Source organism: Paenibacillus kyungheensis (assembly GCF_028606985.1).
GTDB lineage: Bacteria > Bacillota > Bacilli > Paenibacillales > Paenibacillaceae > Saccharibacillus > Saccharibacillus kyungheensis.
Map to the genome: position 1 here is coordinate 2,576,548 of NZ_CP117416.1, position 24,122 is coordinate 2,600,669.

At 44.3% G+C, this 24,122-nt stretch carries 6 protein-coding genes; all 6 read left to right on the forward strand.

Translation table 11 applies throughout. The features are described 5' to 3' along the window. Window positions 1–8: 8 nt before the first annotated feature. Genes PQ456_RS11095 through PQ456_RS11120 form a run of 6 tightly spaced genes read left to right on the forward strand, consistent with a single transcriptional unit; the run spans window position 9 to window position 24,067 of the window. Window positions 9–3,836, forward strand: coding sequence for an SDR family NAD(P)-dependent oxidoreductase (locus tag PQ456_RS11095; RefSeq protein ID WP_273616189.1), 3,828 nt, complete (start codon window positions 9–11; stop codon window positions 3,834–3,836). Further along, window positions 3,824–11,833, forward strand: coding sequence for a type I polyketide synthase (locus tag PQ456_RS11100; protein WP_273616190.1), 8,010 nt, complete (start codon window positions 3,824–3,826; stop codon window positions 11,831–11,833). The genes PQ456_RS11095 and PQ456_RS11100 overlap by 13 nt, the downstream gene beginning before the upstream one ends. A 13-nt stretch (window positions 11,834–11,846) precedes the next feature. After that, on the forward strand, window positions 11,847–17,600 hold the full coding sequence (locus PQ456_RS11105; RefSeq protein WP_273616191.1) for an SDR family NAD(P)-dependent oxidoreductase: 5,754 nt from the start codon (window positions 11,847–11,849) through the stop codon (window positions 17,598–17,600). A gap of 48 nt (window positions 17,601–17,648) precedes the next feature. After that, window positions 17,649–19,322: a carbamoyltransferase family protein gene (locus PQ456_RS11110; RefSeq protein WP_273616192.1), complete on the forward strand. Its 1,674-nt coding sequence runs from the start codon at window positions 17,649–17,651 to the stop codon at window positions 19,320–19,322. A gap of 31 nt (window positions 19,323–19,353) precedes the next feature. Next, window positions 19,354–20,292 (forward strand): GNAT family N-acetyltransferase, encoded by a 939-nt coding sequence (locus PQ456_RS11115; protein WP_273616193.1) that lies wholly within the window; start codon window positions 19,354–19,356, stop codon window positions 20,290–20,292. 16 nt (window positions 20,293–20,308) lie between these two features. Beyond that, entirely contained in the window at window positions 20,309–24,067 is a 3,759-nt protein-coding gene (locus PQ456_RS11120) for a non-ribosomal peptide synthetase (protein WP_273616194.1), read from the forward strand. Window positions 24,068–24,122 lie beyond the last annotated feature (55 nt).

Below are 24,122 nucleotides of genomic sequence, written 5' to 3' on the forward strand. Positions count from 1 at the left end.
ATGATAAATTGGGGAATTTATTAGGGTTTTCAATAATGGGAAAAAATATCGAAGAGTATCCGCTAGAGCTGGAAAAAATATCAAAAAAGAGTATTGCTATTATCGGGATGGATGTTCGTTTTCCTCAGGCGAATAATCCACAATCCTTCTGGCATAATCTGGTCAACGGAACAGACTCAATTCGCGATTTCCCACTGTCCAGACGCTTAGATACTGATCCTTATTTGCGTCAAAAGGGGCTGGATTACGAACATTTTTCTTATATTAAAGGAGCCTTTCTTGAAGGAATTGATCATTTTGACTATCGTTTTTTTGGACTTTCCCATCGGGAAGCTTCTTTGATGGATCCGTGCCAACGACTATTCTTGCAGACAGCATGGCAAGCCATTGAAAATTCGGGTTATGGCGGCAATTGTCTGGTGGGATCTAATACAGGCGTCTACCTCGGCTTTAGCAATGATTTCGATACAGAGACAACTTATAAACGCTATATTGCTGATTTGGAGCCTGAGTCGGTGCCACTTGCTATCACAGCAAATATTAAAGCGATCATTGGAAGTCGTATCTCTTATTTACTTGATCTGCGTGGCCCGAACCTGCTTATTGATACGACCTGTTCTTCTTCGCTTGTCGCTGTTCACACTGCCTGTCAAGCCATTCGTAACGGAGAATGCGATATGGCGCTGGCAGGAGGGGTTGAATTGCATTTATTACCTTTAAATGTGACAGATCGAGAGAAAATGGGCATCGAATCATCCGACTATAAGACGAAGTCATTTGATGACAGCTCGAATGGATCTGGCAATGGAGAGGGAGTAGCAGTCGTTGTACTGAAATCGCTTGACCGCGCCATTCGGGATCGAGATCCGATCTATGCGGTTATTAAAGGGAGCGCGGTAAATCAGGATGGTAGCTCTGCCGGGTTAACTGCACCAAACGCTTCAGCTCAAGAACAAGTCATTTTACGGGCCTGGAAAGAGGCCGACATTGATCCTGCGCAGCTATCATACGTAGAAGCGCATGGGTCGGGTACGCCCTTAGGCGATCCTATTGAAGCGACAGGGCTGACAAACGCGTTTGCACATTTCACGGATATGAAACAGTTTTGTGGTATCGGCTCGGTCAAAACGAATCTAGGGCATCTCGGAAACAGTGCTGGAGTGGCTGGCTTGATTAAATCGGTGCTCGCTTTGAAACACAAACAATTGCCAGCTTCGTTACATTTTCAAAAGCCGAACAACAAAATTAATTTTAAAAGCTCGCCACTCTATATGGTTGATGAATTAATGGATTGGCCGATGCAGGGAGATTCTCCTCGTTACTGCGGGGTCAGCTCATTCGGACTAAGCGGAACCAACTGTCACATGGTGTTGGAGGAAGCGCCGAAGCAAGAGAGAGCTATTATGCGAACAAATAATGAGAAAGGTTTGTTACCATTATCAGCCAAAAGCATCTGGTCATTGCAACGTCTGGTTGAGAGTTACGATAAGCATTTGACAGAATCACAGGAAATTAGTCTGGTGGATCTTTGTTATACTGCCGCAGTGGGGCGTGGTCATTATACTCATCGACTTGCCATTGTATTTGACGGACTTACAGATTTAAAAAGCATTATCCATAAGCTGGCTTCACAAGGGGTGGACAAAGTCGAGCCTCCAAATGTAGTTTACAGCGTGCTTAAGAGTAACAATACTGTGGACAGCTCACAAGCCGGAGTTGGTCTCGCAGATTCAGACCAGACCGATTGGCATGAATGTGCTCGGTTGTACACAGCAGGCGTTGTCATCAGATGGCAAGACCTTTATTCAGAGGGCCAACGAATCCATCTTCCTGTGTATCCATTTGAGCCAATACGCTGTTGGCTGGATATTCCGGTAAAAGATAATTATTATCATGTTATCGACTGGCAACCATTTGAGTATAGCAGCACGATAGATGATGGGTTGGTCGCAAAAGGTACTGTACTGGTGCTGAAAGACAAGCATGAACGTGCCGATCGGTTGCGGAAAACACTTGAACGGAACCAAATGCAAGTTGTTGAGATCGAAATCGGAAGCGATAACGAATATTCACAACTTCACGAAACATCATATGTGTTAGGACATCTCCAAGATCACTATGATCGCCTTCTCGCTGAATTCCCGGATGGCACTGTAACGCATATTGTTCATATGGCTTCTTTAAGCGGCGGGCAAAGCCCTCAAACTATCGAGGAGTTGGAAGAAGAACAGCAACGGGGTGCCAATAGCTTATTTTATTTAACAAAATCCATTTTAAGGAATAAATGGAAGAAACGGATTCATCTGCTCCTCTTAGGGCAGGGCATCTACGAAGTGACGAAGAACGAAGCAGTATTGCACCCAGAAGCGGCTACTTTAATAGGTCTGGGCAAAGTCGTATCTCATGAGTATCCACATATTGCATGTCGCTGTCTGGACATTGACGAAGCTACAACCGACGAACAAATTACAGCCGTGTTGGAAAGAAAACAGGTACCGTACATGCTGGCCAGCAGAGAAGGTTTGTTGTATTCCGAAACTTTGAAACCTTTTGACTTACAAACAAATGAGGATGAACGCATTGAATTTAAGAGCGATGGCGTGTATTTGATTACAGGTGGATTGGGCGGAATGGCACTTGAGATTGCCAAGTATCTATCTACCAAACAAAAATTAAATTTGGCGTTGCTTAGCCGTTCTTCATTTCCTGATCGAAAACAGTGGAACCAATTGTTGCGAGAGGGTTCATCCCGAAAAATAAGGGAACGTATACTGAGTTTGCAGGAGATAGAAGCAAATGGAGCTCATGTTCAGCTTTATACCGCGGATGTTGCGAATAAGCACCAGATGGCTGATGTGGTAACCAGCTTAGAAAGCACGTATGGACGAATCAACGGGATCATACACTGTGCAGGGGTAGCTGGAAATGGATTTTTGGTACGTAAAGAGCAGGCAACGTTTGAAGAAGTATTGTCTCCGAAAACCAAAGGAACCTGGCTAATTGATCGGTTGACTGAAAGTGATCCTCCGGATTTCTTTCTTCTTTTTTCTTCAATATCGTCTTTAATGTCCGCTGTCGGACAAGGAGACTATACGGCTGCTAATGCTTATCTCGATGCTTTTGCACGTGCAAGAACAAGACGAGGCCTACGGACGCTGAGCTTGAACTGGGCGATGTGGAAGGAAACAGGGATGGCTGTCGATTACAATGTCCAGAACGATTCCTCTTTTAAAGAGCTCTATACACAGGAAGCGCTACTTGCATTGGATAAAGTAATACACACGAAAGCTTCAAATGTAGTTGTCGGTGAGCTAAAGCATAGTGAAATGCAGACACTGCTGACTGAAGATAATTTTGGCTTTCTCTCATCCGAGCTTCGTAGCCGAATCACTGAACGAATGGCGATCCAAGGGAAGCCTAAAGTGGATGAAGAACAGTCAGTACAACCAACAATACACATTACGTTGAAAGGCAAGGAAGAAGGAGATTTCAGCGACAATGAGCAGCAACTGGCTGCGATCTGGTCCAATCTGCTGGGCATGGAATCAATCAGCGTACATGATAATTTTTATGACATTGGCGGGAACTCGATCTTAGCAACGCATTTGCTTAGGGCACTGGATGAGGCGTATCCGAATCATTTTGATATTACGGATATTTTCTCATATCCTACTGTGTCCTTGATGGCTGAATACTTGGAACGACGATTGGATGACGTCGAACAGTCTGGATCATCTCTAGATGAACTGCTGGATCGTTTATCCGAGGGAGATCTTTCAGTTGAAGAAGCGTCCGAACTAATGAAATCGGTAGGTGAAGACCAGTGGAAAACATAAAGAATTTTATTTTTCAGCAGGTTGCTACAAATAAGTTGACTAAAGATGAAGCTAAAGTGCTTCTCAAAGAACTTTATCAATCGAATGTAAAAGAGGAACAAAATTCCAGCCATGATATAGCTATTGTTGGGATGGCTTGCAAATTGCCCGGTGCAGAAAATACTGAAGCTTACTGGAGTATTTTGGAGAAGGGCGTACGTACGATGGGAGAATTCCCTTTTAATCGCCGTCGGGACACCGATCCATTTGTAAGCGGCGGTGCGGAGTATCGTAAGGGCGGATATCTGGATCAGATTGATCGGTTCGATGCTCCCTTTTTTCGTATTTCGCGCCGGGAAGCAGAAGCGATGGATCCGATGCAACGACTATTTCTGGAAACCGCTTGGGAAGCGATGGAAGATTCGGGTATCGGTAGTGAGAAGTTAAAGGACACGAAAACGGCTGTATACGTTGGGCAAGAGACGAACTACAACAACGAATACAGAAAGTTGCTGGCCGAGGAAGACGAACTGTCGATGACGGGTTCCCATACAGGCATAATCGCTAGTCGTATTCAGTATTTACTTAACTTACGTGGACCTAGTCTTGTGCTGGATACAGCTTGTTCATCTTCGCTTGTAGCACTGCATCTCGCTTGCCAAGGGCTACGCAACAATGAATTTGACTATGCGCTTGTCGGAGGTATTTCTGCTTTTTTGTTCCCGGCAGGTCAGAGTCTTGTGATGGAATCCGGTAGTGCTGAAATTCGTGCTTTCGATAAAAATGCAAGTGGAACATGCTGGTCGGAGGGTTTCGGCGTCGTGATGCTCAAACCGTTAGATAAAGCTTTGCAGGATCAGGATCACATTCATGCTGTCATTAAAGGAAGCGCTATGAACAATGATGGAACATCGAATGGAATTACGGCACCTAATGCCGATTCACAAGCAGAGGTGCTGACAGCGGCATGGGAATCGGCAGGTATTCCGCCAGAATCGATATCTTACATCGAAACGCATGGAACAGGAACTCCGCTTGGTGATCCGATCGAGATTAAAGGATTGACAAAAGCATTTCGGCGATATACGAAAAAACGGCAATTTTGCGGTATTGGTTCGGTCAAAACGAATATCGGACATGCGGTCGCGACTTCCGGTATTGCATCGCTGATGAAGGTTGTGCTGGCAATGCAACATCAGAAGTTACCGCAGACGCTTTCTTTTCAAGCTCCCAATCCATATATTCATTTTGCCGATTCACCTGTGTATGTTAATGATTGCCTACGGGACTGGGAAACAGGCGATACCCCAAGAAGAGCTGGTGTTTCAGCGTTTGGCTTCAGCGGAACAAATGTACATGTGGTGCTGGAAGAAGCTCCAGCGCGTCCAGCTCGCGTTCAGACAGAACGAGGTTCGGAATTGTTCGTTGTATCTGCACGTACAGAAAATGCGCTACGAAGTTTGTTAACCAGTTATTCGGACTATTTGCGGGAGAACCCCCACGTTTCGCTAGCTGATTTATGCTACACAGCAAGCACAGGTCGAAAACATTATACGATCCGTCTGGCGTTCTTTGTTCATACGACGGAAGAACTTCTTAACAAGTTGCAGACAGCTTTAGCTGGTGAACTAGAGGATATTCCGCAGATTATTCCGCATAGTTTTTTTGGGAAACATAAAATAATTTTTCATAAACAGGAGAAGCAAGCGGGTGAATTGACAGAGCAGGACGTTGTTGGGTTAAGCGATGGAATCAATGGAAGACTTGCCGAATTAACCGCTTCAGGTATAACCGAGAGATCCGCAGAAGACATCAGCCGTGCATACGTTTTAGGTGCAGATGTCGATTGGAACATCATCTATAAACAGTCGGCTTGCCAGTTGCTCCGCGTGCCGACTTATCCATTTGATCGAATAAGATATTGGGCAAGCGGAGAACATCTCCTACAACAGAATGATGCGGTGAAGCAATTGATAAACGCACCTTTGCTGGATTATTGCATCTCTCGTACACCGAATGAATCTGTCTACGAAACGAATTTAAGCGTGGACAAGGAATGGGTTCTTAGCGAACATGTTATCGGTGGGCAAGCGGTACTTCCTGGAACCGCTTACTTGGAGATCGCACTGGAAGCAGGAGAACAGTATTTGGGCAAAATGCCGGGCGGTATCGAGGATATTCAATTCTTATCTCCGTTTGTAGTAGATAGTACTGAAACCAAGACGCTCTATACCGTTATACGAGAAGAAGATCAGCGCTTGTATTTTACGATTGGCAACGCTAAGGGAAGTCTTGATGAGGAAGAGGGAACTGTACACGCGGTTGGTGAATTGATGCGCGCTGATGTCGCTCTAGCAGAATCCTACGACCTTGTCGAACTTATCTCCAAATTCTCAAAAACAATCACACCGGATGTTTTGAAAGCAGAGACGTCCTCTGATCGCTCCATCGTATTCGGTCGGCGTTTTCAAAATATTGATCGCTTGTATGTAGGCGAGCAAGAAGCATTGGTGGAATTGAACTTATCGTCTGAGTTTGCTGCAGAAACCAATACTTATTGGCTTCACCCCGCACTGCTGGACAAAGCGACGGGTGCTGTATCGGACTTGCTTGCTGAGGATGATGACTTGTTTCTGGCTTTCGCTTACAAACGGCTACGTATCGTTAAACGTTTGCCGGAGAAGTTATTTTCTTATGTGAAAAGGCTGAGTTCTTCCTCAAAAGAGCTACTGACGTACCAAGTAACGATTATGGATACGAACGGGAACGTGTTAGTAGAAATCGACAAGTTTACTGTGAAAAAATTGAATCGCAAAGCGCAAAACTTATTGAACCAGGGCGAACTGGCATCAAGCTCATTTTTCTATGAAGTTGGCTGGCGGGAAATGGAGCAACCGCAGTGGGACACAACTGATTCTTTAGAAACTATTTGTGTTCTAAAGAACCCGAATGCATTCACCAATAAGTTGCTCGATAAACTGCTCTCCGAAGGTCATTCTGTTTTGCAGGTAGACGTTGGAGATGAGTATGTCTGCATCGACGATGAGCACTATGTTGTTAGCGGGTCAGAAGAAGATTATATGCGACTGCTCTCCGCTGTTCAGCATATACCTTTTACGAAGCTTATCCATTTCCCTGCTTGGGGAGAATCACAGGCTGCCGACTTTGATGAATTACAGAGCCGTGAAAAGAGCGGGGTATACGATTTGTATCGCCTTGTCCGCGCATTAGTCAAGAGCAAACGGCCAGAAAAAACCGAAGTGATATTGGTTGCGGACAATGCGTCGGAAGTGACTTCATGTGAGACAACGATTAAGCCGATTAATGCCGCTTTGTTCGGCTTAGGAAAGGTTGTCGAGGCGGAGCATTCATTTTTGAGTTGTCGTAGCATTGATCTTGACGAAATGACCAGTATAGAGGAGCTGTATCGCGAGCTGCAATCGAAAGATCATCCTTATGCAGTAGCTTATCGGGAAGGTAAGCGATATGCGGAAGAAATACGTCCTTTGTCTTTGGTAATAGAAGATCGACAACCGGTCGAATTGCAAAAAGAGGGAGTGTATGTATTATCTGGAGGAACGGGTGGACTTAGTCTGGAAATAGCGCGATGGCTCTCGACTTGTAATAAGGTCAAGCTGGTTCTTCTGCACCGTTCACCATTTCCTGAGCGCTCCAGATGGGAGCAATTATTGCTGTCTGAAGAAACTGATGCCAAATTGCTTGATAAATTGCGTATTCTTCTAGAAATTGAAGAAAATGGTTCACAGATTATATTTGTAGAGGCAGATGTGACCCAGCGTGAACTGCTGAAAGAAGCGCTAGATGTAGTTCGTCGACAGCATGGAGCCATCAAGGGGATTATTCACAGTGCAGGCGTGGCAGGGGATGGATTCCTTATTCGCAAGGAGGAAGAAACTTTCCGCAATGTTATAGCTCCTAAAGTCGAGGGCGCATGGTTGCTCGATGAACTGACGCGAGAAGATAAGCCTGATTTTTTTGTATTGTTCTCATCTGTAACTTCAATCTTAGGTGGACCAGGACAAGGCGATTATACAGCTGCCAACGCGTTTCTTGATTCATTCGCCGCGTATCGAACCAAACGGGGTGGCGGCACTACGTTGACGATTAATTGGCCTGCTTGGAAAGAGACCGGAATGGCGAAAGACTATGAAGTTAATCAAGATGGAATCTTTAAAGCATTATCCACTGCCGATGCATTGTTAGGCTTTGAAACGGCGTTAACATCTTCAATAAGCAAAATTATCATCGGTGAGTTGAACTATGATGTAATCCAGACCGAGGAGCAAGCTCCACTGCAACTTTCCGAAGAAATTAAGATCGAAATCAAACGACGTGCTTTAAAAAGGAAACGAGTATTACATGTGAATGAAAAAGCACATATCTCCATACCCGTTGTGCTAGAGGGAAGATCTTCGGGGATCTACTCGGAGAAAGAACAACAGCTTTCGACAATTTGGGGAGAAGTGCTCGGCGTTGAACGAATGAGCATTCAGGATAGCTTCTACGATCTTGGAGGCGATTCGTTATTAGCAATCAAAATATCGAATTTGATCGAGAAAAAAATAGGGCAAAAAGTCGATATCGGCGATTTATTCGAATACTTGACGATTTTTGAGCTGGCTCAGGCATTAGGCGGAGAAGCGCCGGAGTCAACTGATGCCGTGTCACTAGAAGCAGATGAGTCGCTACGCATAAAGTCTACAAGGGAGTTCGTTTTCGATCTTTCTAACGCCCAACAACGTATCTGGTTTTTGCATAAGCTGAATCCGGAGTTGCACGCTTATCATTTACCCCTTACGTTCGAAACGGATTTTGAACTGGATCAGAAAACCTTTGAAGCAGCTTTGATGTATATGACCGCAAGACACAGCTCGCTACGCACCGTGATTCGTGAGGAAGATGGCGAGCCTATACAGATTGTACTGCCGCACATAGATTTGCAGTTGGTATGGCAAGATTCGCTATCTACTGTGTACGAAAGCAATGGGTATGACGAAGAACTTCGGGAAGAAATTGAGCGTTCATTCGACTTCAGCCAATGCTTGTGGCGGATTAAAGTAATCCGTAAAAATGACGGTCGCTGCCTTATTTGTCTGACGGTTCACCATTTAATTTCTGACGGCTGGAGTATGATGATTCTGAAAGATGAGCTTTTGCATGTGTACGCTTCGCTTCTGGCAGGTGGTCATCCCGAACTACCGCCACTTCAGGCGGAATATAGAGATTGGCTGAAGCAGCTACAGGTACGAAAAAAGAGTGAAGCATTCTATCAAATGGAGCGCTTTTGGCTAGAAGAGTTGAGCAGTCCATTGCCTGTGCTTCAACTTCCGCTAGACTATTCAAGACCGACAATGCAAACCTATAATGGTAGCTATCTAGTTTTTGAGATGGATGAAGAACAGACAGGCCGCATCAAGGAACTGGCGAGACAAAACAAAGCGTCTATGCACATGTTCATGCTGTCTGCTTATTTTCTATTTCTAAAAAAACTTACACATCAGGACGAATTCATCATTGGTTACCCAGTTGCAGGACGAGAATCAAAGGAATGGGAACCTTTATTGGGATTGTTTATGAATATCGTCTGTATGCGTATCTCTTTGTCAGAAGACTGGACTTTTGAGAGTCTCGTTGCTGAAGTCAGACGCAAAAGCTCACAGTCCTATAAAAATAGTAGCTATCCTTTTGACTTACTTGTATCCAAGCTTAATCCAGAACGAGATATGAGTAGAAATCCGATTTTCCAAACGTTTTTCCAATTTTATGAAAATTATCAGCAGAATGAGCATAACAGTTTGTATGATCTATCGTTCCTTTGTAGAGAAGCAAATCACAAGCTTGAGATCAGACTGGAATACAACACTGACTTGTTTGACAAGACTACAGTGGAACGCTTCGCACGGCAATTCCAGTTTATGCTTGGCGATATTGCGACAGATATTCAGCGGCCGCTAGCCGAGTTCAACCTCCATAATGAGCAAGATGAGGCGGAACTTCTAAAACAATTCTCTTCTACGTGCTCGGATGTGATTCCGGACAGAACGGTTGTCGAATGGTTTGAGCAGACAGTAGCACGGCAATCAGAAGCAATCGCTATTACTTGTGGAGCAGAAAGTTTCACTTATAGTGAACTTGAACAGCGATCTAATCAAATCGCCCATCTACTTGCGAGCACCGGTTTAAAAGCTAACCAGCCAGTCGGACTAATGTTAGATCGTGGTGTTCCACTTATTGCAGGAATGATCGGCATCTTGAAAGCCGGAGGAGCATATGTGCCTCTTGATCCGGATTATCCTAAAGAGCGCATCAGTTACATGCTCAGTCATAGTGAAGCGCGGGTGCTTCTCACAGAGACCAAGTATGTAGATACTATTGTCGACCTGTTGGAGCCGGGTAGCACTTTGTCTACAATCGTTGACGTGAAAGGGCGCGAAAGCTTTCAACGGGCTGGCATTGGGCACATCATTCATCTAAAAAATGTGGAAAGTCAATCTGATAAGCCTTTACCTGTACAAGCCGATCTGGATGATCTCATGTATCTGATTTATACGTCCGGTTCCACAGGACAGCCCAAGGGTGTCGCTGTTTCGCATCGAAATGTGGCAAACTTTCTTCAATGGAGCATTGCCGATGGAAAAATAGGGTCTGACGACCGCATGGTCTTGCTCACATCAGTAAGCTTCGATATTTCCGTATTTGAAATTTTCGGAGCCCTTTTGAGCGGAGCTACGCTTCATATCGTTACAAAGGAGCAATTACAGAACCCGGAAGCTATATTCAGTTTGCTGTGCGAGAAAAAAATAACGTTGTGGCACTCTGTTCCAGCACTGATGCGCCAGTTGCTCGTGTACATGCGTCAACTAACGGATTCAAAAAAACAAATGGGATCGGCTCATATTCGCAGAATCATGCTTGGTGGCGAAGCATGGAATACCGAAGTTGCAGAAGAAATACGCAATATATTCCCCCAAACAGAGCTACTTAATATGTACGGTCCAACCGAAACGACCATTTGGGTATCAAGTAGCCGCATTGAAGACAGTTTGTCATATCGGGGTGATCTGCCGATTGGTCGACCTATCGCAAATACCCAACTGCTTATCCTTGATACAAATGGACGACTTTGTCCGGTAGGCATCCCAGGAGAAATCGCGATTGGTGGCTTAAATGTAGCACAAGGGTATTACAAGGATTTGGAAAAAAGCGATAAATCTTTTGTCTTTTACGGAGCTACAAAAGAACGCATCTATTTGACCGGAGATACGGGGATGTATTTGTCTTCCGGTGAAGTTCGGTTTCTCGGACGCAACGACGGAATGATTAAAGTACGTGGCTATCGTATCGAAACCGGAGAAATTGAGAGTGTTTTGCTACGTAACCACTCCATAGCAGAAGCAGCTGTTATTGCTCGACCAGAGGCTGGGACGCATCATTTAGTCTGTTATTACGTCTCCGATGCAGGGCAGATCACAGAACAACTGCGGGAGCAACTGCGACAAAGCTTGCCGGAATATATGTTGCCTGCACATTACGTGTTGCTAGATAAACTCCCCAAAACAGCTAATGGAAAAACGGATCGTAAACAGTTAGCTATGCGTTCGTTGCAAGAAACGCTTGCAACACCTAATCATTACGTCGAACCCATTACCGAGGTTGAACAGCAGTTGGGAGCTATCTGGTGCGAGTTACTCGGTATCGGACAGGTAGGCATCCATAATAACTTCTTTGAAGTGGGTGGGAATTCGTTTTTGATTAGTCAGATGCATTATCAGATTGAACAGTTATACCCAAATCGTATTAGCATCACAGATATATTTTCGTATCCAACGATCAACACTATTGCTCAAAGAATCGAAGGAATGACAATGCAGGAGGAAGCTTTCGATGAGCAAGAGAATACAAGCGATGAGGACTTGGAGAAAGAGCTTTACGAAATGTTTGATGAAATCGCTACCGGTAACGTATCTGTAGAAGACGCAGTCAAAAAGCTGTTGTAATTAGGAGGTACAAATGAACAGCATATATCAATATGTCGTTGAGAAAACGGCCACAGGTAGTATCAATAAAGCAATTGGTGTTGAAATTTTGAAACAGTTAAAACGGGAAGATAATGAAAAACCACATCAAGATATCGCTATCATCGGAATTGCAATTGAAATGCCGAATGCAAACGATCTGGATCAATTCTGGAGTAATCTACGACAAGGAATCGATTGCGTAGCTCCATTTTCTGAAAAGCGGAAAGCGGATCTTCAAGCTCTTTGGCCAATGGGTCAAATGAGCGATGCCGCTCCCAAATATGCCGACGGTGCTTATTTATCGGATATAGCGCACTTTGATCCGTCTTATTTCAATATTTCGCCTGTAGAAGCAAAACTGATGGATCCACAGCAACGACTTTTCCTACAGCATGCCTGGAGAGCTATCGCAGATGCAGGATACAGCGAGGAACAGTTGTCTAGATCACGCACTGGGGTCTACGTTGGATTCACTGGCGATTTTAGCGAGAGTTATCAAAATTTTATTGCTGAAGTCAATCCTGAGCAACTTCCTCTTTCTGTTACGGGGAACATTAATTCCATCATTGCTAGTCGCATTTCGTATTGTCTCAACCTGAAAGGGCCAGCGATGCTTGTCGACACGGCCTGTTCTTCGGCTCTGGTAGCTGTTCATTTAGCAGCCCTTGGAATGCGAAATGGGGACTGCGAAATGGCTATTGCAGGAGGAGTCAAGCTAAACATGTTGCCGCTGAAGGATAAATTGCAGTCACTGGATATTGCTTCTTCTACCGGAAAAGCCAGAACGTTCGACGATGAGTCGGATGGTACGGGCTTTGGCGAAGGGGTAGCAGCAATTTTGATGAAACCTTTGGCAAAGGCCCAAAAAGACGGCGATCGTATTTATGCTGTCATTAAGGGGAGTGCAGTCAACCAAGATGGTAGTTCGATCGGTATTACAGCACCAAATGCTTTGGCACAAGAAGATGTCATTGTCCGAGCCTGGAAAAATGCAGGGATCGATCCAGAAACGATCAGCTATATGGAAGCACATGGTACTGGCACCAAGCTAGGTGATCCGATCGAAATCGACGGAATTGCGAAAGCATTCTCACGATTTACTGACAAAAAACAATTTTGCGCAGTGGGCTCAATCAAAACGAATATCGGTCATCTTGATCATTTAGCTGGTTTGGCTGGTTTGGTAAAAGCTGTTTTGGCGATGCAACATGCTGAGATACCACCCTCGCTGCATTTTCGTCGTCCGAATCGAAATATTCGGTTCGAGAGTTCACCTGTATTTGTCAGCGATCGCCTGATTCCGTGGAGTGTAGAGCATGGGCCTCGTCGTTGTGGTGTTAGCTCGTTTGGACTAAGCGGCACCAACTGTCATGTAGTGCTAGAAGAAGCACCTCCAGTCAAGACGGAGCCTGCTACTTTGGATCATTTGCGCGTGCTTACACTTTCTGCGGAATCCAAAGAGGCACTGATTGAATTGGTACAAAGCTACCGATTTTATGTAGGTAGTAAGCTTTATAGAAATTTGGATGATTTGTGCTATACAGCCAATACAGGAAGAGGACATTATAGTCATCGGCTTGTACTGCTATTTATTGATGAAAACAAACTCCAACAGCAGATGCTACGTCTTGTGCAGGATGAAGCTTGGGACGTGCTCGAAGCGGAAGAAATATATTATGGAGAAAATAAGGTCATATCCGCCCCAAAAGTTAATAAGCGATTGGGAGAACTGACGGAGGACGATAAACGCCAGCTTACTGCAAAAGCTCACTCGCTACTAGAGAGCGGAGAACAACTTGCGGCATTGGCTAAGCTATATACTAGCGGAGCAGATGTAGCATGGTCCACTCTTTATCGAGGGCATAAGTATAGTAAAGTTCAACTTCCACCCGTGCCTTTTGCAAGAAAGCGTTTCTGGGTAGAAGCTGTAACAGACAAGCGCAAGATTGAGCACGTTACGCATGAACAGCCACTAAATTCCTTAATCGATAAGCAATTAGTAGACACGATGGGTCTTCAGGTTTATGCGAGCGACTTTCGTTTGGAAGAACGATGGGTGCTGTCTCAACATCGAATAATGGGAAATGGAGTCGTGCCAGGAACTACTTTTATTGACATGGTTCGGCAACTTTTACTGTTGGATGGTTCGGAGAACGAGAGCCATTTCGAGCAAGTAACATTTCTATCGCCATTTATCGTATCTGAGGGTGAAGTAAGACAGATGCACCTGTCTTTTGAAAATGATAAAGACACACGACTTCGATTTGCTATAGTTAGCCGGGGTGAAGACGAGAAAGAGTGGATTGAGCACTGCAAAGGCACTGTTGATCTGATCAAGCCACAAAAGAATCGAACATTTCCTTTCCGAGAATTACTCGATCGGTTCGCGTCATACGAGACCATTGAGGTAGAACAGGGGCAAGGAGATATAGAGTTCGGGCCACGTTGGAACAATGTTAGACAAATTCAGGTTAACAAAACGGAAATGCTTGCCCACATTGAGCTTCCCGAAGATTTTGCAGCCGACATCTACGATCATCAATTGCATCCAGCAATGATGGATAATGCTATGAACATCGCCATTAACCAAATCGGAGATGGATTTTATCTCCCTTGGATGTATAAGAAACTTCGGGTATATGGCAAGATGCCACAGCAATTTTTCAGTTTTGTTTTATTAAAACAGGACGTACAGCCAGGTGGAGAAACGGCAGTATTTGACGTTATGTTAATGGACAAACACGGGCGTGTATTTGCTGAAGCAGAGGACTATATCATCAAACGAGTGAACAAGGACGGAGAGTCATATCAGAGACTGAAATCTTCTGATTGTTTCCAATTGGAATGGTTACCTGAACCATGTGTGACTGACGAGCCAGCAACCAGCATATCCGGTTCAGTTCTTCTGCTAGGCAATCACGAAGCAGATATGCAATCACTCAAAGCTCGCTTCGGTCAGGAGGGATGCCGGGTCATCGAAGTCGAACTAGGTCAAGAGTTTTGTGAGCGTGGACCGGATCAATACATCTCATCTGCAGCAAGCAATGATTTTGACCGGATACTGCAAACGGCAGATCGGGAACAGATCGGGCAAATTGTTTATATGCTACGCACTCCGGAAGAATCGGATAGCTACGAGCGTTTGGAAGACCTTCGTAAAAAAAGCGCTGATGGACTGTTCTTGCTTATTCAGTCTTTACTGCGCCACAAACTAAAGCAAACACTGAACCTGACGCTGATAGCTTCAAATGCGCAGAACATATCCAACGCTGAGAGCGAGCTTCAACCGCTATTCTCAGCGTTTTTTGGCTTGGGAAAAGTGATAAATGAAGAATATCCTGATTTACATGTTCGTTGTATCGATGTTGATGAGCATATATCGATTGATACTTTGTGGGAAGAGATGTCATTTAAACCGTCCACTTATTGTATCGGGTATCGAAGAAACGTTCGCTATGCGCCTAAGTTGGTATCGCTGCATAAGATCTCTACGGACGTCCGTCCGGTACCGCTAAAACAAGAAGGATTTTACCTCATTACAGGCGGACTAGGAGGCTTGGGACTGGAGGTAGGCAAACATTTGGCTGCTTCTCTCTCTGGTATTAAGCTGGTGTTTATGAACCGTACGGCATTGCCTCCGCGCGAGATATGGGCCCGTATAATTGATGATTCGGTCGATGAGAAGACGATACGTGCTATACAAGCATTGCTGGAAATGGAACGTCGAGGGGCAAGCGTACAGAGCTATTCGGCTGACGTCTCCAAAGCAGACGAACTTGAAGCGGCACTTTGCCAGTTGCGCGCGCAGTATGGAAAAGTTAACGGGATCGTGCATGCTGCTGGTGTCGCAGGCAAAGGGTATTTATTTCAAAAGCAACCTCTAGATTTTCAGAGTGTAATGGCACCAAAAGTTAAAGGAACCTGGCTACTCGATAAGCTAACTGAGAACGAACCTCCCGACTTTTTTGTACTGTTTTCTTCGATCACTGCGCTTATAGGAGGGGTCGGGCAAGGTGATTATACAGCAGCTAATGCTTATATGGATACGTTTGCAGCTAAGCGAAACCAAAGCGGCAAACGTACGTTGTCGATCAATTGGCCAATCTGGAAAGAAACAGGAATGGGTGTCGATTATGAGATTCAGGATAACGGAATATTGCAAGCGATTCGTACTACTTCTGCTATGCAAATGCTAGACTTTTTGCTACCGCAGAGCCATGCCAATGTCATTGTTGGAAAATGGAATCAAGAGGCGGCTGGCAAACGGTTGATCGGTTCTTTTCTGTTTGGCTTATCTCAGGAACTGGAGCGCAAAATCCTCAAGCTTGCTTCGAGCCGTGAGCGCACGTTGCAGAAGGAGAATCCGTATCTCTATGCTGAAGTGGAAGTACATGGTAAAGAGAATTATAGCGAGATGGAAGTAAAGCTAGCTCAGATTTGGTCTGGCATTCTAGAGCTTGAGCAGATTAATGTCTACGACAGTTTTTATAGTTTAGGTGGAGATTCCATTATTGCGGTGCGGCTGGTGAGCGCTATGTCAGATCTTCTTCAAGTAGAAATCGGAGTGAACGATTTACTTGATCTCGCAACGATAGAGGCACTAGCCGGTTATATCGATAAGTTACCTGGACAGGAATCGACTGCCAAACCGAATGCTGTGACAAAAGTGGCTAGCAAACAAGCCCCTGAGGAATTAAGAGCAATCGTTTCCGACCAAGCTTCATCATTGCCTGATCAGACGATCATAAGTCTTGATACATTCAACCAGACCCAAGAATTGTCTTGGCGGCAGTTTAATTGCTACGACAGAGGATTTGCTATCCAATTTGGTGATGAGAATGCTTCGTTGATTCCGTTTTTTAAACTGTTTTTAGGTTTGAAACGAGGATACAATCTTTCTGCACACGGGTATCCATATTCACTTCAAGATCAGGAGAAAGTGTTCGGCTACGAAACTGATCACCAGATGTTAACAAAATTCGGTTACGCTCTTCAGCAAGTGAATGTTGGGTCAGAGTCGAACTTTCATGAAACGATTTGTCAGTTAGTAGCGCAAAAAAAACTTGTCATGGTTTCGTTTGACGAATTTTATTCTTTTTATACTCCATACTATCGTAAAGAGCATACAGATCATCTTACAATCATCAATGGGTATGACAGAAGAAAAGAGATTTACCATATCGTCAATCATAATCATCTTCAACAACAAGCTGTAAGCACTGTTTCTTATGGTCCATTTACAACACCGTTTGCTACGCTGGAAGAAGTATACGAAGCTATTCCAATAGAATTGAGAACAATTATTATATTGGATCGATTGCCAGACTCGATTATACATGTGGAGTCGTTACGTACAGAACTTCTTCATCTTTTACGCATTTTAAGTGTGGAGGGTCAGGCAGGAAGCGAAATCGAACGAATGATCACCTGGGACGGGCAGAGTACAGAAAGCGTAGACGAGAAGATTAGGGAACTATATCTTAAGCTCGGAGGCAAAGAATTATTTGTGGATACACTGATGAGAGATTTTATAGAAGAACCTTGGCAGACAGAAATCGAAGCAGCGGCAGATGTCATTATCACAAGTTCAAAACAGTTTATCACCCAATTTGTTACTGGTATTTTTCGCAAACGTCCTGTGGATATACAGGATGTGATTCATTTTGAGGCAGAAGTACGTGATCATACACAACAATGGCTTAACTTGGCTATAACAGTATTGGAACAAAAGTGGCAGAAAAGTTGAGTCGATCTAACGCTATCTGCTGACAAGGCACATACTCGGAGGATGCATATGTATATCTTAGGAATTACCGGACCGTTAGGACATGATGCAGCGGCATGTCTTATGAAAGAAGGACGTATCGTGGCTATGGTTGAAGAGGAGCGTCTATCGCGCATACCGCATTCACCTGGTGGATTAATGCCTTACTTGGCTATTGAGCATTGTTTGAATAAGGAAGAAATATCTCTGGATCAAGTCGATTATATCGTGCTTAGCTGGGATAAGGGACTTATTCCCCAAACCAAAATTCCGCTACCCGATATTTTTGATGATGTAGGAAGCTTATTTCCAAAAAGTAAGTTTCCTCATTCTAAGCTTCCTAAAATTGAAGTTATAGATCATCATTTGGCACATGCAGCGAGCGCGTATTACTTTTCTCCGTTCGAAGAAGCTGGCGTTCTGGTTGTAGACGGCGCAGGTGAAGATTGCAGTACAACACTTTATCACGGGAAAAATGGGCGCTTGAACAAACTCGATTCTATCCATCATAACGAATCGTTGGGGGAATTCTATGCGACAGTAACAGAATATGTCGGGTTTGACTGGAACGATCCGGGCAAAACAATGGGACTGGCTTCTTTCGGAGAGCCTGTTTATGAATTTCCTCGTATCGCTCTTGACGATGTTAAAGGATACTCGATGAAAATCGATCAATCCTTACATATGTCCAAAGTGGAAAATGTTTGGAAAAAGGAATTTGTTCGTCTTGGTATCATGCCAAATATCAGCACTCGCCGGTATAACCCGGTGACTTATCGGATGTCTGAGCATTTGGAGTTCGATGCTGTTCATTATAATCTCGCTGCTTCAGCGCAACGCAAGCTTGAAGAATGCTATATGAATCTCGCCAAAGTGTTGATGGAGCGAACAGGCTCCCGTAATCTTTGTTTAGCGGGTGGGGTAGCGCTGAATTGTGTGGCTAATGGTCAATTAAGACGATCTGGTCATGTAGACGGTCTGTTTATACAACCTGCCGCCAACGATGCTGGCGCCGCGATTGGAGCGGCGGCGGAAGTTGCGGCAAGACTGGGCTTTGCGATTGAGAAGCTTGTAAGCAACTACTCCGGTCCTTCGTTTACCAATGATCAAATTCGCGCAACACTGGATCACCTGGGATTGAGATATAAAGCGGTCAACGATGCAACAGAAACGGCTAGCCAATTGCTTACAGAAGGGCAGACTGTTGGTTGGTTTCAGGGAGGGGCAGAATACGGTCCACGGGCGCTGGGCAACCGTAGCATGCTCGCCAACCCATCCGTTCCTGATATACAAAATCATATGAATAATAATGTAAAATTTCGTGAAGGATTTCGTCCTTTTGGTCCCTCTGTTCTGGAAGAAGAGGCTGGAGAGTGGTTCGAAGATATGCACTCTTCACGTTTTATGCTTCAATCCTTTGACGTGAAACCTAATAAGCGTAGCGCTGTTGAAGGCGTTGTACATGTAGACGGTTCTTCGCGGCCACAGACAGTCACAAAGGAAACAAATGCTCGTTACTATAAGCTAATTAGCGAATTTCGAAAGAATACAGGCATTCCTATGGTGCTGAATACTTCGTTCAATTTGCGAGGAGAACCGATGGTAAATACACCGTATGATGCTATTCGGACGTATATCATGGGAGCTCTAGATGTGCTGGTTATGGAAGATATCGTTCTGGTCAAAGCAGACTCCAATCTTTGATAATTTGATGAACGAAGGAGGAGTAATCTATATGTCAGTAGTAATCAAGCCTTTTGAGATAGGTATGCTGGAAAGTTTGAAATATATCGAAAATCGAGTTAGAGAATCAGAGTCTGATTTTCCTTCTTGGGCAAACTGGGCTTATTTAAACAATCCGGAGTTAAAAAAATCAAATATGTTTGTAGCACTGATCGACAACGAATTCAAAGGGTATGGGCATTTGCTTCCCCGTCCTGCTTTTGACGATGATCCTCCGAAAGTAGCGCATACGCTTTACTTTGACTTTAATGTTCTACCAGATATACCGGAATCACGGATGGTGCTGAAGGCGCTTTACACTGCTTTGCATAAAAGAGGGCAAGAATTGCTTGCGGAATTGCCGTCTCGACAAGCCGAATGGTGCATTCAGCATTATGGCTCCGTAAAGCGGCAACTGGATTTTGTTCAAAGTCTTGGATTTAAGAAAATCGAAAGCTATATGCTTCTTGAACGTAGCTTCGAGCAGTCAGTGTCTTATAATGCGCTACCAGAAGAACTCTCTTTATTTCAGTGGGAAATGGATACTCAGCAAGACCAGAATACTTTTCTAGAGCTTGAAAAGTTATGCTTTCCGGAGGAAACACCTACGTTAGATAAATTGAGTGCATTAAAGGGATTGCCAGCGTGGAGAACGTATGCTGCTGCGGAGTCAGACGGCACCGTTGTCGGCCTGATTATGGTGCATATGGACTTAAATAGAAAAAAAGGATATATCGACGATCTATTCACTGTTCCCGCTTATCGCAGTCGAGGAGTTGCCCGGGCGCTGTTGGGAGCAGGGATTCAATATTTATCTGATCTTGGTTCAATTGCAGTACAGCTTCACGTATCGGACTCGAATTTATCGGCTTTCCGTCTATACCGTCAAATAGGATTTGAGATCATAAAGGAGCAATTAGAATTTAGAAAGTCTTTTGCGGAACAGGAATAGGAAGGGGCGGTGGTAAATGAGTACATCTGAAAAGCTGAACAAAGATCAAGTAGAAACGATTCTAGCGCTCAGTCCACCACAAGAAGGAATGCTGTTTCATTACTTGAGTGACCCAAGCAAGCACGTTGAGCAACTGACGTTTAGATTAAACAATTGTGGACATAATGTTCGGCAAGCATGGGAAACAGTGACAAAGGCTAATCAGGCATTGCGAACGGTTTTTAGATGGGAAGGGCTCGAAGCACCGATACAAATTATTTTGAAAGATCAGAAATTGTCTTATTCGGAGTACGATTTGACTTCAGAGTCACCTGAACAGCAAGAAGTGTTGCTGAAAAGTTATCGTGCTACCCAAAGGGAGAAGGAGTTTGATCTTCAACTGCATTCGTTTCGTGTACTGCTTTGCCGCTTATCGGAAGATGAGATTGAAATGACGCTTACGTATCATCACATTATTATGGATGGTTGGAGTACAGGGGTGCTTCTTCGTGAGTTCGTCTATGTGTATCAGGCTTTAAATGAAGGAAAGGAAGTCCATTTGCTACCGAAGACATCCTACAAAGCATTCGTTCTCTGGCATCAGGAGAAGTCGCACGAAAATAAAACAGATTACTGGCAAGGTGTTCTTTCAGACTTTGAATGGAAACCAGGCATATCCTCTCGAAATCTAATGCCAGAAGGGAGTAGCAAAGCTGAAAAGAAGGAGCATGCAACCGTTCGAAATAGACCTTCGGATCATATCTATGCTGCTGTACGAAAGATCGCAGAGCGATTAAAGACGACACCGGCAACTTTTTTTTATGCCGCTTGGGCATTCGTATTGCAACGTTATGGAAATACGGAAGATATCGTTTTTGGGACGGCTGTTTCTGGACGAAAGGCCACTATTGTCGGTATTGATCAAATGGTAGGTTTGTTCAGCTCTGTGATTCCTTTGCGGGTTCGAACTGCTACGAAAAAGGACTGTGTTCGCGAGTTGTTACTTCGTATCGATGCCAGCCTGAAAGAACGGGAGCCGTTTGAGCACGTTCCTCTGGCAGATATTCAACAGGTCGGTCAGGTGCCACCGGGTATGTCACTTTTCGATTCTATTGTAGTTATCGAAAATTATCCGTTAGATCATACAGTGCTAGCTCAAAGCACGTTGCGATTAACCGAAACGTTCAAACAAATGACGTACCCGTTGGTGCTTATCGTATATCCTTTTGAGCAATTGGAATTCGAGTTGCAGTTTCATTCTCAAACCTTGGAACAAGCAGAAGCATTGATGAATCGTTACATTCACATACTTGAGGAAATAACGTTTGATGAAGAGCAGCTGATTTCAGAACTTGGCTTGTTATCAAAGTCGGAACTGAATCAGATGGAGAGCTGGCAAGGAGCTATGACAGCAGATCAAATGACGGATCGCACCGTATTTGATGCGTTTGAGTGGCAAGCCGAGCGGGAGCCTGATCGAATTGCGGTTAGTTTTGGTGAACGATCACTTACTTACGGGGAGTTAAATGACAGAGCTAATCGATTGGCACATCTGCTTCGCAGTAAGGGCGTTATTCCAGACCAGCTTGTTGCAATCATGCTGGAGCGATCAATCGAAATGATGGTAGGCTTGCTTGCGATACTAAAGGCAGGCGGAGCTTACGTGCCGATCGATCCCAGTTACCCGAAAGATCGTATTGCTTACTTGCTAGAGGACAGTCAGGCACATCTGCTACTGACCGACGGCCAACAGACACCTTCATTCTCTGGCGAAATCATAGATTTGACGGATGAATCGTATTATGAAGACATACAGAGCAAGGTACAAGCAGTAAGCGGATCATGTAATTTAGCCTATGTTATTTATACATCAGGCTCTACGGGCAAACCGAAGGGAGTTATGGTCGAACATCATTCGATTGTTAACCGGCTAGAATGGATGCAGAAATGTTATCCGCTGACAAAAGCAGATGTCATTTTGCAAAAAACGTCATTTAGCTTTGACGTGTCCGTCTGGGAACTTTTTTGGTGGGGAATGTCTGGAGCATCAGTTGTATTTTTGGAACCGGGAGAAGAGAAAAATCCTGCCGCTATCGTGCAAGCTGTCAAACAGTATGGAGTTACAGTGATGCACTTTGTTCCATCGATGTTGCAACTTTTTTTAGATCATGTGGAAGACAATAGACAAGAAGAGAATCTTCGTTCACTTCATCATATATTTGTAAGTGGAGAAGCATTACGTGTGCAACAAGCCTATCGGTTCAAGCATCTATTCGAGCAAGTGAAACTTGTTAATTTGTACGGACCTACGGAAGCGACTGTAGATGTGTCTTTTCATGAATGTTCAGGAGACAGTCGTCTGTCCACTATCCCAATCGGTCGGCCTATTGATAATACGTCACTTTATATTATGAATCAGCATATGCAGCAACAGCCAGTTGGTGCTGTCGGTGAACTATATATCGGCGGAATCGGAGTGGCAAGAGGCTACTGGGGTCGTCCAGAATTAACTGCAGAAAAATTTATCAGTAATCCCTTCAAATCCGAAGAACGGATCTACAAGACGGGGGATCTAGCTCGCCGACTTCCGAATGGAGAAATTGATTATTTAGGTCGAACCGATTATCAAGTCAAAATACGCGGTTACCGTATCGAACGTGGAGAGATCGAGCACGTTCTGGCTAATCATCCGGCAGTGCTTCATGCCATAGTTGTAGTTAAGCAGCTTGGAGAGAGCGACAGTCTTGTTGCTTATGTGCAATTACATGGCGGAGAACAACGACTAGATGAAGTCAAAACGCATGCAGCGTCTATACTTGCGCCTTACATGATTCCGTCTCTCTATGTCGTTCTTGAGCAATTGCCGCTTACTAGCAACCAAAAGATCGATCTAAAAAATCTACCAGAACCTGATTCGTACAGATCAAGTCGCTCGCCGTATACTCCTGCTCGGAACGATGTCGAGCACAAACTTGTCAATATTTGGCGCGATGTCCTTAACATCGAACAGATCGGTATTACCGATCATTTTTTTGAGCTGGGTGGCAATTCTATTCTTCTAATGCGGTTGTACAATAAGTGCCGGAAAGAAATTTCGGATACGTTGCTCATAACCGATTTGTTTGCTTATCCGACAATTCGTCAATTGGCTGAGTTTGTGTCACAACATGGAGATGGACATTCGAGAAGTAAACGAAAAGGGATTCATTTGGAAACAGGCTTGACTGGGCGAGCTAGAGGTAAAGTGAAGCCCGGAGGATTGGAAGCGATCATCGATGGCGAGTTGCTGAAGTTCCTCCGCACTATTGCAGATATGGAGCAGACAAGCACCGATGCTATTTTGCTGGCAATGTTTTTGTACCAGCTCTCTGAATATGCTGTAACGTCTACGGTAGAGTTCGATATGATGTTTTCCTCTTACAACGAGGTCGCTTCTGCACAGATTTCGATGGATGGATTTCAATCCTTCTCTCCGCTGTTTTACGAAGTGAATCAACAGATATCATCTAATTTCGAAACGTATTCAATCGATAACTGGAAGAATTGGGAACAAGATCCAAATGGTGCGCATTTGCTAGTTAGCCGGCGAGAATTACTGACATCCACGATCAATCTGCTAGACGTGTATGACATTGTGTTCCGTATCGCAGATGGGAAAGAAGCAAGCATGCGTCTAACTGTAGATTTTAATATCGCTTTTCTCAGAGAGGATCGAATCGAGTCACTGGTTGGAGAGTATCTCGAATCGTTACATTTGCTTGTTGCACACTATCAAAAAATTCACAGCGCTTTTTAGTCCTATTGAAGATAAGCTGATGTATTCGGAGGCTCTTTCTGAAAGGAGGTTTCTA

What these genes read in the sequence shown, in the direction of transcription:
- PQ456_RS11105 (WP_273616191.1), top strand. Translation starts at nt 11,847, where the DNA reads ATGAACAGCATATATCAATATGTCGTTGAGAAAACGGCCACAGGTAGT.
- PQ456_RS11110 (WP_273616192.1), top strand. Translation starts at nt 17,649, where the DNA reads ATGTATATCTTAGGAATTACCGGACCGTTAGGACATGATGCAGCGGCA.
- PQ456_RS11115 (WP_273616193.1), top strand. Translation starts at nt 19,354, where the DNA reads ATGTCAGTAGTAATCAAGCCTTTTGAGATAGGTATGCTGGAAAGTTTG.
- PQ456_RS11120 (WP_273616194.1), top strand. Translation starts at nt 20,309, where the DNA reads ATGAGTACATCTGAAAAGCTGAACAAAGATCAAGTAGAAACGATTCTA.